11 protein-coding genes are annotated in these 12,852 nt (G+C 73.2%); 7 read left to right on the top strand and 4 right to left on the bottom strand.

The genetic code is table 11. The features are described 5' to 3' along the window. The first annotated feature begins 156 nt into the window (after positions 1 to 156). The 5 genes from ACFYZB_RS01110 (at position 157) to ACFYZB_RS01090 (ending at position 5,325) form a co-directional block, all read left to right on the top strand. A complete protein-coding gene (locus ACFYZB_RS01110) occupies positions 157 to 594 on the top strand; it encodes a DUF6643 family protein (protein WP_351205493.1) in 438 nt (145 codons plus the stop codon). Positions 595 to 638: 44 nt separating this feature from the next. After that, positions 639 to 1,463, top strand: a complete 825-nt coding sequence (locus ACFYZB_RS01105) for an MOSC domain-containing protein (protein WP_388752767.1) — start codon at positions 639 to 641, stop codon at positions 1,461 to 1,463. A 185-nt stretch (positions 1,464 to 1,648) separates the two neighbouring features. Next, complete coding sequence (locus tag ACFYZB_RS01100; RefSeq protein WP_388753471.1) at positions 1,649 to 2,254, top strand: hypothetical protein; 606 nt, start codon at positions 1,649 to 1,651, stop codon at positions 2,252 to 2,254. Between the two features lie 232 nt (positions 2,255 to 2,486). Next, on the top strand, positions 2,487 to 4,925 hold the full coding sequence (locus ACFYZB_RS01095) for a right-handed parallel beta-helix repeat-containing protein (protein WP_388752764.1): 2,439 nt from the start codon (positions 2,487 to 2,489) through the stop codon (positions 4,923 to 4,925). 49 nt (positions 4,926 to 4,974) lie between these two features. Next, positions 4,975 to 5,325, top strand: coding sequence for a VOC family protein (locus tag ACFYZB_RS01090; protein WP_388752762.1), 351 nt, complete (start codon positions 4,975 to 4,977; stop codon positions 5,323 to 5,325). 7 nt (positions 5,326 to 5,332) lie between these two features. On the opposite strand, the gene ACFYZB_RS01085 is transcribed toward ACFYZB_RS01090, so the two are convergent. Continuing rightward, a complete protein-coding gene (locus ACFYZB_RS01085) occupies positions 5,333 to 7,648 on the bottom strand; it encodes a hypothetical protein (protein ID WP_388752760.1) in 2,316 nt (771 codons plus the stop codon). A 293-nt stretch (positions 7,649 to 7,941) separates the two neighbouring features. Here ACFYZB_RS01085 and ACFYZB_RS01080 point away from each other — a divergent pair, with 293 nt between their 5' ends. Both ACFYZB_RS01080 and ACFYZB_RS01075 read left to right on the top strand, forming a co-directional pair. Continuing rightward, positions 7,942 to 8,772, top strand: a complete 831-nt coding sequence (locus ACFYZB_RS01080; RefSeq protein WP_055705365.1) for a DeoR/GlpR family DNA-binding transcription regulator — start codon at positions 7,942 to 7,944, stop codon at positions 8,770 to 8,772. A gap of 68 nt (positions 8,773 to 8,840) precedes the next feature. Further along, entirely contained in the window at positions 8,841 to 9,314 is a 474-nt protein-coding gene (locus ACFYZB_RS01075) for an SRPBCC family protein (protein ID WP_388752757.1), read from the top strand. Here the strand turns inward: ACFYZB_RS01075 and ACFYZB_RS01070 are convergent, their stop codons facing one another. The 3 genes from ACFYZB_RS01070 to ACFYZB_RS01060 all read right to left on the bottom strand — a co-directional run bounded on the left by ACFYZB_RS01070 (position 9,315) and on the right by ACFYZB_RS01060 (position 12,844). After that, positions 9,315 to 10,106: an enoyl-CoA hydratase/isomerase family protein gene (locus ACFYZB_RS01070; protein WP_388752755.1), complete on the bottom strand. Its 792-nt coding sequence runs from the start codon at positions 10,104 to 10,106 to the stop codon at positions 9,315 to 9,317. Further along, entirely contained in the window at positions 10,103 to 11,368 is a 1,266-nt protein-coding gene (locus ACFYZB_RS01065; RefSeq protein ID WP_388752753.1) for a cytochrome P450, read from the bottom strand. The genes ACFYZB_RS01070 and ACFYZB_RS01065 overlap by 4 nt, the downstream gene beginning before the upstream one ends. A 126-nt stretch (positions 11,369 to 11,494) precedes the next feature. After that, positions 11,495 to 12,844: a cytochrome P450 gene (locus ACFYZB_RS01060; RefSeq protein WP_388752751.1), complete on the bottom strand. Its 1,350-nt coding sequence runs from the start codon at positions 12,842 to 12,844 to the stop codon at positions 11,495 to 11,497. Positions 12,845 to 12,852: the final 8 nt, after the last annotated feature.

Here is a 12,852-nt window from a genome sequence, read left to right as displayed (position 1 = left end):
CCCGCAGGAACTCGCCCTTTACACGATTAAAGCGCGACCCGACGTCCCTTTTTGCCAAGTTCGCTCGGATTGGGGATCCCCAGTCACTGCGGGCACGGAAAACAACCCTCTTATCGGTCTCCCCAACGAGCACATCGTGGGCTTAACTTATGTGCCATGACCTCCCCCCGCTCCACTTATGGTGGCGGCTACTACTCCGCCTCCTTCCCGGACACCCCGATCTACGACTCGCTCGTCGCCGAGCGCGGTACCCCGCAGATCGCCCCGATCCGGGTCCCCGCCGCCTACGACACGGGCAGCAGCCTGCCCGCTCTGCCGTCGGCCCTGCCCGCCCTCCCGGCGGCGCCCTCCCCGCAGGCCCCGGCCTACGGGTACCCGCAGGTGCCGCAGCCCGCTCCGCTGCAGCAGGCGCCCACGGCGTACATCCCGCAGCAGGCCGCCGCCCCGCGGGGCTACCCCGGCCAGCAGGCCCCGCAGCAGCAGCGCCCGATGGGTATGGGCACGGGTTACGAGGCCATGCGACCGGCCGCGCCGCGGCCCGCGCCGGCTCCCTACCAGGACCCGTACAACAACCAGCAGTACCGCGGCTACTGACCGGCGCACCGGTCGATGTCGGTGCCTGCTGGCACCATGACGGCATGGGAAATGCCGTACTGCAGTCGATCCACGTCCATCCGGTCAAGGCGTTCCGGGGTCACGCGCCCCGGGAGGCTGTGGTGGAGCCCTGGGGCCTGGCCGGAGACCGGCGCTGGACGCTGATCGACGACGGGGGAAAGGTCGTCACACAGCGCGAACAGCCGCGCCTCGCGCTGGCCGCCGCCGAGCCCCGAGCCGGCGGCGGCGTTCGTCTGTCTGCACCGGACCGGGCTCCCTTGACGGTGTCCGTGCCCGAGCCGGCCGGGACGGTGCCCGTGAACATCTTCGGCACGAAGGTCGATGCGGTCCCGGCCGCCGAGGCCGCGCACGCCTGGTGCAGCGCCTATCTGCAGGCCGACGTCCGCCTGGTCCACATGGACGATCCGGCCATCCGCCGCCCCGTCGATCCCGAGTACGCCCTGCCCGGCGAGACAGTCAGCTTCGCCGACGGCTACCCCCTGCTGGTCGTCACCACGGCCTCCCTCGACGCCCTGAACTCCCTGATCGCCGAGGGCGCGCACGCCGCCGAGGGCCCGCTGCCCATGAACCGCTTCCGGCCGAACGCCGTCGTCGCCGGCACCGAGGCCTGGGCCGAGGACCACTGGTCACGGATCTCCCTGGGCGAGGTGGTCTTCCGCGTCGCGAAGGCGAGCGGACGCTGCGTCGTCACCACCACCGACCAGGACACCGCCATACGCGGCCGGGAGCCCCTGCGCACCCTGGCACGCCACCGCAGGGCCGGATCGAGGCTGCTCTTCGGCCAGAACCTCGTGCCCCTCACGCGCGGCACGATCAGGGTCGGGGACCCGGTGCGGGTGCTGGACTAGCGCGCGACAAAGGCGCGGCGACGGGGAACCGGAGGCGGGTCCCGCTCGTTGTGAGGGCGTGAGAGGTTCATGAGAAGCCGCGTGCGTGACCGTCCGCGGTGGACGTGATGTCGCTCTCTCTTGCTCCGGGTTGCGGATGCACTACCGCGCCGGGGGTTATGACGGAGCGGAAGGGGGTGGGGGAGATGCGGGCGATCAGCGGTCTGTGGCGCTGGCGGCACAATCCGCTGCGCCGCGCAACCGATCTGGCCGAGGCGTGGGTGGCCCTCGTCGCCATGGTGCTGATCGCCCTGGCCGCGCCCCTGGTCGGCTGCCTGGTCGGCGCCGCCGCCCAGGACTCGCTCCAGCGCTCCGTGCGCGAACAGCGGCACACGCGCCACCTCGTCACGGCCACGGTCGTGCGTGACCTGGGCGAGGTCCCACTGGAGACCGACCCCGACACCACGGCGGCGCGCGAATCCCGCAGCCGTGTCCTCGCGGACTGGACCGCGCCGGACGGCACCCAGCAGCACGGCCCGGCCCTCGCGAACCTCAAGTCCCCGCGCACGGGCGACCACTTCGGGCTCTGGACGGACCCGCACGGCCGAATAACGACGCGCCCGCTGGACTCCCCCACCGCCACGACGCACGCCGTACTCGCCGGAATCGGCGCGGCCCTTCTGCTCACGGGCCTGGTCGAAGGCGGCAGGCGGCTGGCCGTGTGGCGCCTGGTCCGCAGACGGTACGCACGCTGGGACCAGGCCTGGGACCGGGCGGGCCCGGACTGGGGCAAGGCGGGCACCGGCTGCTGACGGCCTTCCGGCTCTGGTCAATCCACCGTGCACGCACACGCTACGGTGGACCGGCCGAAGCGCTTTCGGCGACAACCCGCGGGTGAGCGAACCGCAGGGGCCCGCGCAGGTTTTCGGGAGCGCGAACGCGCACCAGCCCCAGGGGCTGAGCGCGGTCGCGGTCCCGGCACCGGCGGCGGGTCCCCCGAGGGAGCGAGCCATCAGTACGACGAGGTGGGGGCACAGCAACGCCATGGCACAGGGCACGGTCCAGGTGACGCACACCGGTACGTCGCGGTGGCGGCGCCGCACAGGCGAGTACGCATCGCTCGCCGCCGCCCTGGAGGCCGCCGCCGACGGCGACGTCCTCACCATCGCCCCGGGCACCTACCGGGAAAATCTCGTGGTCCAGCGGGCGGTGACGCTCCGTGGCCCCGAGGGCTCCCCCGGCTCGGTGCGGATCGCACCCGCGGACGGTGTGCCGCTCACCGTGCGCGCCTCGGCCGTGGTGCAGGACCTGCACGTGGAGGGCCAGGACGCGGCGTCGCCCGCGCTGCTGGTCGAGGAGGGCACGCCCGAGCTGATGGACGTGCGGATCGTGACCCGGTCCGCCGCGGGCATCGAGGTGCGCGGCGGCGCCCGCCCGACCGTACGCCGGTGCACCGTCGACAACCCGGCCGGCATCGGCATCGCCGTACTCGACGGCGGCGGCGGGGTGTTCGAGGAGTGCGAGGTCGTCGCCGCCGGACAGTCGGGCGTGGCCGTCCGCGGCGGCGCCCATCCGCGCCTGGAGCGCTGCCGGGTGCACCACGCCTCGGGCGCCGGGGTGACCGCGACCGGCGAGAACTCCGCGCTGGAAGCGGTGGGTTGTGAGATCTACGAGGTCCGCGGCTCCGGAGTGCAGGTCACCCAGCGGGCGACGGCGCAGCTGACCGACTGCGAGGTGCACCGCACCACCGCCGACGGGGTCACCCTGGACACCGACGCGGTGCTCACGCTCGCCGACTGCCACATCCACGACATCCCGGAGAACGCGGTCGACCTGCGCTCCCGGTCGGTGCTCACGCTGACCCGGACGACGGTCCGTCAGTTCGGGCGCAACGGCCTGTCGGTGTGGGATCCGGGGACCCGGGTGGACGCCCACCAGTGCGAGTTCTTCGACAGCACCGGCGACTATCCGGCGGTGTGGGTCAGCGACGGCGCCACCGCCGTCCTCGACTCCTGCCGTGTGCACGACGTACCGGACGCGCTGTTCGTGCTGGACCGCGGTTCGCGCGCGGACGTCGTGGACAGCGATCTGTCCCAGGTGCGCAACACGGCGGTGTCGGTGAGCGACGGGGCGACCGCGCAGCTCGACGACTGCCGGATCCGGGAGGCGGCGACCGGCGCGTGGTTCCGCGACCACGGCAGCGGCGGCACGCTGAACAACTGCACCCTGGACGGCACCCAGACCGGTGTGATCGTCACCAAGGGCGCCGACCCGACCATCGAGCGTTGTACGGTCGACTCCCCCGCAGAGGCGGGTTTCTACGTCTCGGCGGGCGGCCGCGGCAGCTTCCTCGACTGCCGGGTCAGCGGCAGCGCCGGTTACGGCTTCCACGTGATCGACGGCTGCCGGGCGACCCTGCGCAAGTGCCGTACGGAGCGCTGCGCACGCGGCGGTTACGAGTTCGCGGACGGGGGCCCCGACGCCGCGTCCGGGGCGGGTCCGGTGGTGGAGGACTGCACCAGCGACGAGAGCGGCGGCATGCGGCCGCCCGCGGTCCGGGAGACCGCCGTCCAGACGGTGTCGCACTCCCCCGGGCTGCTCGGCTCGATCCCCGGGCAGCGCAGCACGGAGCAGGAGCCGCTGATCGCCGCCGCCGAGCCGGTGCAACCGGCGCGGACGTCGAAGGACGTGCTCGGTGAACTGGACGCGCTGGTGGGCCTGGAGAGTGTCAAGCGCGAGGTGCGGGCGCTGACCGACATGATCGAGGTGGGCCGGCGCCGGCAGCAGGCGGGCCTGAAGGCGGCCTCGGTCAAACGGCATCTGGTCTTCACCGGCTCACCGGGCACGGGCAAGACGACGGTGGCCCGCCTCTACGGCGAGATCCTCGCCTCGCTCGGCGTGTTGGAGAAGGGGCACCTGGTGGAGGTGTCCCGGGTCGACCTGGTGGGCGAGCACATCGGTTCCACGGCGATCCGCACCCAGGAGGCGTTCGAGAAGGCGCGCGGGGGTGTCCTGTTCATCGACGAGGCGTACGCGCTCTCCCCACAGGACGCCGGGCGTGACTTCGGCAAGGAGGCCATCGACACGCTGGTGAAGCTGATGGAGGATCACCGGGACGCGGTGGTGGTGATCGTCGCCGGTTACACGGCGGAGATGGAGCGCTTCCTCTCCGTCAACCCCGGTGTCGCCTCCCGTTTCTCCCGCACCATCACCTTCGGCGACTACGGCCCCGAGGAACTGCTGCGGATCGTGGAACAGCAGGCCGACGAGCACGAGTACCGGCTGACGCCGGGCGCGTCCGAGGCGCTGCTGAAGTACTTCACGGCCATCCCGAAGGGTCCGGCGTTCGGCAACGGCCGCACCGCCCGCCAGACCTTCGAGGCGATGGTGGAGCGGCACGCGGGCCGCGTCGCCCATCTGGCGGACCCCAGCACCGACGATCTGACCCTGCTGTACGCGGAGGATCTTCCGGAGCTGTCCTGAGCGCCCGGTCGCACCCACGTGCCGCACCCACTTCCTGGAGGATTCCGTCATGAAGGCGCTGGCGACGCTCGCCCGGCTCCACGTGGACGACCTGGACGAGGCGCTGCCCGCACTGCGCGCGCTGACGGGCCAGGACGTCCGCACCCGGTTCTCGCACGGTGGTGTGGAGGTCGCGAGCATCGGCGGCTTCCTGCTCGTCGCGGGGGACGAGCAGGCTCTCGCCCCGTTCCGTGATGTGCAGAGCACGGTGCTCGTGGACGACCTGGACGGGCTGCAGGCGCTCCTGACCGCCCACGGCGGGAAGATCGTCGACGGCCCGAACAGGGTGCCCACGGGCCGCAACGCGACCGTGCGGCACGCGGGCGGGGTCGTCATCGAGTACGTCGAGCACTCGGCCTAGCCAGGACTCACCGCGGGGCCCGGCGTTCGGGTCGCGGTCCGGGAAGTTGCGGGCGCAGTCGGCGCAGCAGGCGTGCGCGTTCCTGGGCGAAGACGGGGTCCGCCTGGTAGTCGGAGTGGCCGAGGATGGGCGCCGGGAGAGGATGCTCGGGCGTGCGGCCGTAGGCGAGCGGGTCCTGCAGGGGGCCGTGGTCCACCTCGGGCGTGGCGTCGTCGGGGAGGCGGACGGGGCCGCCGATGGGGTCGGTGCTGCGGTAGAGGTTGCCCCAGCAGGCGATGTCGCGGTGCAGGGCGGCCAGCGCGGGCGGTCCGAAGTGGGCCGGGAACCAGCGGCCGTACAGGCGCTGCAGCGGGCAGCCGTAGGTCAGCAGCGCGATCCGGCCGCGGACGGACGGCGGCAGCTGCCAGGCGGCGGCCGCCGCCAGCACACTGCCCTGGGAGTGGCCGGAGAGGACCAGGCGGCCCCCGGTGCGCCGGGTCCACGTGGCCATGCGCCAGGTCAGGTCCGGCACCGCCCGCTCGGCGTAGCACGGCGGTGCGAAGGGGTGCGCGGCGCGCGGCCAGAAGGTGCCGACGTCCCAGAGGATGCCGATGGTGCGCCGTGCCGAGGCGTCCTTGTAGGCGCGCCTGCCCCAGGTCACGAACAGCACGAAGCCGAGGCCGACCAGCCAGGAGCCCAGCGCCTGCGAGGTCTCGGCGACGGCCTGTACGGCGTCGTGGGTACGGCGGGCAGCTCCGTCGGGGGTCTTTCCGGTGGCCAGCGCACCGGCCAGCGCCACGGCGCCGAGCATCAGGGTGGTCGCGGTGAGCACGGCGACGACGAGGGGGGCCCGGTCGGTGAGCGTGGCCATGGCGCGGACGTGGGCGATGTCGCGGGTCCGGCCCGGATCCTCGGGTTCGCCGGGATGCTCGTGGCGGATCCGGTCGCGTTCGGCGCGGGCCAGCCGGGCGGTGCCGAGCCCGAGCCGGGCGGCGAGGAGCAGCAGGACCGCGAGGACCGGCGGGATGGTGGACGCCTGCCAGGTCAGCAGGACCGGCGGCCCGGGGAGCGCGGCGTGGGTGCCGTCGAGCCAGTCGGCGACGCGCTGGGCGACCCCGCCGGACATCACCCCGCCCAGCGCGCAGGCGAGCAGCGCGACGGCCGGTCCGCCCAGGCCGCGCATGCCGGCGCGCGGATCGGGGCTGCGGCGGTGCAGACACCCGGCCACGACGGCGAGCGCGACGACCAGCAGCCCCTGGGCCAGCATGAGCGCGCCGAAGGCCGGGTCGCCCGGCAGCCGCCCGGCGGACCGCCAGCCGGGCCGGGCCCAGCCGGCGTAGACCAGGGTGAGCATCAGCAGGCCGAGCGCGCCGAGCGGCAGGAGGCGCAGGTGCCGGTCGAGCCGCTGGTCGAGACGGTTCTCGCTGCGGCCCCGGCGGCAGACGACACCCACGGCCGTCGCCGCCCAGGCCGACAGGGCCGCGGCGAGCAGCCGGCCGAGGATGTCCAGGGCGGCGGGTCCGCCGGGCCGGTGGTCGAAGCGGACCGCCGGGGCGGCGACGGCAGCGGCCACGGTCAGCAGGGCCGCCGCGGTGTGCGCGGCACGCAGCCGGGCCACGAGGCGACGGCCGTACCAGAAGCCGGGCCTGGTCAGCGCGCTGTGGTCGGTGTCCGGCTCGTGGTCGTGGGACATCGGCCGGTGGGACTCGTACGCGCTCCAGGTCCGGCGGGAGAGGTACCAGAGCAGGACCGTCAGTGCGGTCGGCACCAGTGCGGCGAGCGCGAGCCGGCGGCCGGGCAGGCTCCACCAGGCGTCGGGGGCGCCGACCGCTCCGGGCGCGAGGAAGCTGAGCCAGCTGTGACGGCGGACGCAAGGACGGACGCCGGCGCACTGCCAGGCCACCAGGTCCAGGGCCACCTCGCAGGCGGCGGCCACCAGCAGCACGGTCAGGCTGAGGGCGGCCAGCCGTACGAGGAGGCCGTACAGGCGGACCGTGCGGTGCCGGCCGGCCGCTGCGGGGCGCATCCAGTGGGCGAGGTTGACCACCATGAACGGCAGCAGCAACAGCCACAGGGCCCGGCTGCTGTCGCCGGAGGTGAGGTTGCACCAGACGTACGCCTCCCGGACCGGCCCGTCCCCGGGTTCCCTCCCGGCCTCGGCGTCCCCGGCGCGCCGGAACACGGCGGCCGTGTCGTCGCCGGTGACCCGGACGGTGCGCGGGTCGCCGAGCATCTTCTCGGGGGTGGTCCCGCCCACCCCGTGCACCAGCAACTCCAGCTCCGCGTCCGCCCCGGCCCGGCTGTCCGGCTGCCGCTTGCTGCGGCGTTCCTGTGCGCGGTCCACTGTGCTCGCACCCCCCGTGACGCACCCGAAGGACTGTGTCGACGCGGGCCTCAGGATCTCCGGTCCGGGGCGGCCGTACACCTCTTGTCGCGGAATCCCACCGGTCCGTGTGACGGTCGCCGGGGTGGCCGTGGCGGCCGTGGCATGTGCGCGTCGTGACACGTGGTGGCGCAACCGGTACGGACCCGTGAAAGGATGGGACGCCCGCGTATCTCCGGCCGACCGGAATCTCCTGGTCGGGGGTGGTGTGCCGGGCGTGTCGGACGGATGACGGCGAAAGGACCGGAGCGTACGTGAGCGAGAATCAGAACCTCCTCGCGGAGCAGCGCCGCGCCCTGATCCTGGACGAGGTCCGGCGCCGGGGCGGCGTACGGGTCAACGAACTGACCCGCAAGCTGGGTGTGTCGGACATGACCGTCCGCCGTGACCTGGACGCCCTCGCCCGCCAGGGCGTGCTGGAGAAGGTGCACGGCGGCGCGGTGCCGGTGGTCGAGGCCAGCACGCACGAGCCCGGCTTCGAGGCGAAGTCGGGTCTGGAGCTGACCGCCAAGGAGGACATCGCGCGCGCCGCCGCCAAGCTGGTCACCCCGGGCACGGCGATCGCCCTGTCCGGCGGCACGACGACGTACGCGCTCGCCCAGCAGCTGCTGGAGGTGCCCGACCTGACCGTGGTGACGAACTCGGTGCGGGTCGCCGACGTCTTCCACGCCGCCCAGCGCACCTCGGGCCAGCGGCAGGGCGCGGCCACGGTGGTGCTGACCGGCGGCGTGCGCACCCCGTCGGACTCGCTGGTGGGGCCGGTGGCCGACCAGGCGATCGCCGCCCTCCACTTCGATCTGCTCTTCCTCGGGGTGCACGGCATATCGGTCGAGGCCGGTCTGTCCACGCCGAACCTCGCCGAGGCGGAGACGAACCGGAGGCTGGTGCACTCCGCGCGCCGGGTGGTGGTGGTCGCCGACCACACCAAGTGGGGCACGGTGGGCCTGAGTTCCTTCGCCGCGCTGGAGCAGGTGGACACGCTGGTGACCGACGCGGGCCTGCCCGCCGAGGCACGCGCGGAGATCTCCGAGCACCTGCGGGTGGTGGTGGCGGGCGAGCCAGGGGAAGACGACGCAGACATCTGAGGGACCGTCAGCTATGGTGGGCCGCCCGGTCGACCGCCCTGCGGGAGTGGCACAAGGGGGTTACGTCCATGGCTCGTCGTCTGCGCCCGGTGGACCTCGGCTTCGTCGGGGCCGCGCCGGTACGTCTGGTCTTCGCGCGGGAGGTCTCCGCCTCCCCCGAGCAGGTCTTCCGCACGCTCGCGGAGGACGTGACCGGCTGGCCGCAGTGGTTCTCGGCGGTGACGCTCGCCCGGGCCACCGACGGTGGCGCCGGGCGTGAGATCCGGCTCAGGGGCGGGACGCGGTTCGAGGAGACGGTGCTCGCGGCGAAGGCGCCCGAGGTGTACGCCTACCGCGTCGACGCCACCAACGCGCCGGGCCTGCGCGCCCTGGTCGAGGAGTGGCGCCTGACTCCCCGGGGCACGGGCACCCGGGTGCAGTGGACCTTCGCCGCCGACGGGACGGCGCCGTTCCGGTTCGCCCTCGGGCTGGCCCGGCCGGGCCTGGGGCGCGCCTTCCGGGCCGCGGTCACCTCCTTGGACCGTTACGTGGCCGGGCGCTGATCAACCGGCGCCACGGGCGAGCTGCGACTCGGTCACGACCGCTGCCATCAGTTCCGCGTCCAGTGCGGAGACGTCGGCCAGCCGCGAGGCCGCGGACAGCGAGTTGAACAGGGTCTTGGTGACGCGCAGGGCCGCCTGGGGACGGCGGACGACGGGCCTGGCCCAGGCGGCGACGGCCGCGTCCAGCTCGGACGCGGGGACGACCTTCTGCAGGATGGACAGGGACTGGGCCTCCGCCGCGGTGACGACCCGGCCGGTGAGGACGATCTCTCGGACCCGGGCGGCGCCGACCTCGCTGATGAGGCGGGGCAGGAGGCCGCCCCACGCGGTGGGCAGCCCGAGCGCGAGTTCGGGCAGCCGGAACGTCGCGTCCTCGGATCCGACCCGCAGATCGCAGGCGAGCGCGAGGGCGAAGCCCGCCCCGATGGCCTTGCCGTGGACGCGCGCGATGGTGACGGCCGGGTTCGTGGTCAGGGCCTCGCAGACGCGCCGCGCCTTGGTCCCCGACAGGCGGATGCCGCCGCCCGCGGGGTCGTGGGCGAGCTGCCGGGCGGACTCCTCGCGGTCCCCGCCCAGGCAGAAGTCGTCGCCGCTCCCGGTGAGCACCAGCACCCGGACCGCCGGGTCCTGGTTCTGCAGGACCGCCAGCAGGTCGTCCAGCAGGGCGTCGGTGACGGCGTTGCCCTGCTCGGGGTTGTCCAGCTCGACGGTGAGGACCGGCCCCTCCCGGTGGGTCCGCAGGGTCCGCCGTACGGCGCCGGCCGGGAGGGTCGTGAGGGGGAGGGCGGTCATGTCGTCACTTTCAGGGAGGTGATGCGCCGGAAGACCATCCGGTTCGCATAGGTCGGGCCCGCGGCCGGCCGCAGGGTGGGGAATCGTTCCAGCAGGTGGGTGAGCAGGAGGCGGGCCTCCAGCCGGGCCAGGCCCGAGCCGAGGCAGTAGTGGACGCCGCCGCCGAAGGTGAGGTGGGCGCCCTTGCGGCGGATGTCGAAGAGGTGGGGGTCCGGGTTGCGGCGCGGGTCGTGGTTGGCGGCGCCGTACAGGACGTGGACGGTGGTGTCCCTGGCGATGGGAACACCGGCGAGGACGGTGTCGTCGGCGGCGAAGCGGGAGTTGAGGTGGATCGGCGGGTCGTAGCGCAGCGCCTCGTCGATCGCGTCGTCGACGTGCTCGGGGTGCCGGCGCAGCCAGTCGGCCCGGGCGGGGTCCTGGGTCAGGAACCACACCGCGTTGGTCAGCAGGGTCGCGGTGGTCTCCAGGGAGGCGATGGTGAGGAACATCGTCAGGTCGTACAGCATCTGGTCGGCCGCCGCGCGGTCGTCGGGGTACTGGGCGTCCCAGTAGCGGATCCAGCCGCTGAGGACGTCGTCGCCCGGGTGGGCGCGCCGGTGGGCGACGAGGCCGGTGAAGTAGGCCCGCATCTCCACGGTGGCCTGGCCCGATACGGCCAGTTCGCTCCTGGTGGGGATCAGTTCCTGGGCGTGCACCTGCCGGTGGGTGAAGTCCAGGATGTGCGGGTAGTCCTCGGCCGGGATGCCGAGCCAGTGGCCGACGGTGTGGATGGGCAGCCGGTCGCCGACCGTGGTGACGAAGTCGGCCTCGCCGTGGGCGCGCAGCGTTGCCTCGAGACGGTCCAGGAGCTCGGTGACATGGGCGGCGATCCGGGGCCGCATGGCCTCGAGGGTGCCGCGGTCGAAGAGGTTGCCCAGGGCCCGGCGCCGGAGGGTGTGCTCGGGCGGGTTGAGGCGGGACAGCGTCCGTGTCATCTCCTGGGTCGCCGGGTCCTGCCAGCGCGCCGTGTCGGGCCGACGCTGCTGCCAGGCGAAGTCCGGCACGAGCCAGTTCCGGTCGCGCAGGATCTGGTTGCAGGCGTCGAATCCGGTCACGAAGTACCCGCCCCAGGGGGCGGGCACCACGTCACCCAGTGCGCGCAGTTCGTCCCAGACGGGCAGGGGGTCGGCCTGCCCCTCGGCGGAGCGGAGGCGACGGAGGAGGGAGATGACGGCTCGGCGGTCGGTGGGGGTGGTACCGCGTATGACGCCAACGGCGGTCACGCGAAGCTCCTTTGTGGCTGGGCGTTACCGATACCGCCGGAACCTACCCTTCCTCTCGTGTGAGTCATGCGCCCGACAATGTTGCTCCCGTCACATGCCGCACATGAGACGACCACACCTCACGCATCACACCCGGAAGATGTCCAGGAAGGTGCTCCAGAAGCCCTTCTTCCTGGCAGGCTCCGGGCGGGCGGCGACGGCCGGTGCCGTCGGAAGCGGCTGCTCCCCCACGGCGGGGACGGTCCGGCTCTGCAGGGCGGAGGCGACGTGGGTGGCCGGTGCCGGGCTGAAGGCCACGGGCAGCGCGACCAGCGCCCGGTGGAACGGGCCCGGCCGCCACTGAAGGTCCTGTTCGGGGACGGCCAGCATCAGGTCGGGCAGGGCGTTGAGCAGCTTCTCGATCGCGGTGACGGCGATGACCTGCGCCGGGTCCTTGGCCGGGCAGGCGTGCGGACCGGCTCCCCAGGCCAGGTGGGCGCCCCTGCTGTGCTTGCGGCGGGCCTCGGCCAGCGCGGGGTCGGTGTTGGCGGCGGCGAAGCTGATGACGACCGGCGTGCCCGCCTCGGCCACCACTCCCCCGAGGTCCACGTCCTGGACCGGGTAGTGGGTGGCGTAGTTGGCGATGGGCGTCTGGTTCCACAGCACGTGATCGATCGCCTCCTCGATCAGCAGCCCGGAGTCGCGCCCGTCGGCGTCGGGCGACAGCAGCAGGAGCAGGGCGTTGCCGATCAGGTTGCGCTCGGGTTCCACGCCGGCGCCCATCAGCATGACCAGTTGGTCCTTGAGCTCCTCGTCGGTCAGCCCCGCAGGGTGCTGGATCAGCCAGGACGTGACGTCGTCACCGGGCTGCCGGCGCTTGAGGGCGATCAACTGCATGAGGCAGGCGGTGAGTTCCTCGTTGGCGCGCAGGGCGTCCTTGCCGTCGAAGATCGCCGACATGGCGCTGGTGAGGGTGTCACCGATGTCCGCCGGGCAGCCGAAGAGCTTGTTGAACAGCAGCAGCGGCAGCAGTTTGGCGTAGTCGTTGAGGAGGTCGGCCCGGCCGCGCTCGCTGAACCGGTCGATGAGGTAACCGGCGATGGGCTCCACGTCCCGGCGGATCCGGGTGATGTTGAGCCGGGCCAGGCTGTCCGTGACGGCCTTGCGCAGCCTGAGGTGCACGGCGCCGTCGGTGAACAGGCAGTTGGGCCGGTACGCCATCATCGGCAGGACCGGATGGTCCAGCGGTATGTGCCCTTCGTTCAGCGCCGTCCAGCGGCGGGAGTCACGGGCGAAGAGGGTGGTGTTCTGCAGCACGCGCAGGGCCGTCTCGTGCCCGACGACCAGCGTGGCGTCGATGCCGGGGGCGAGTTCGACCGGTCCGGCCGGACCGTGGGCGCGCAACCGGTCGTAGACCTGATGGGGGTCGGCGGCGAACGCGGCGTCGTGCATGGGGCATCTGGTGCCGGTGGGGGCGGAAACTGACTGGCGGTCCATGGGGTTCC

The sequence above is a fragment of the Streptomyces sp. NPDC001852 genome, from assembly GCF_042891825.1.
Taxonomy (GTDB): Bacteria; Actinomycetota; Actinomycetes; order Streptomycetales; family Streptomycetaceae; genus Streptomyces.
This window is presented reverse-complemented; position numbering and strand designations above follow the sequence as displayed.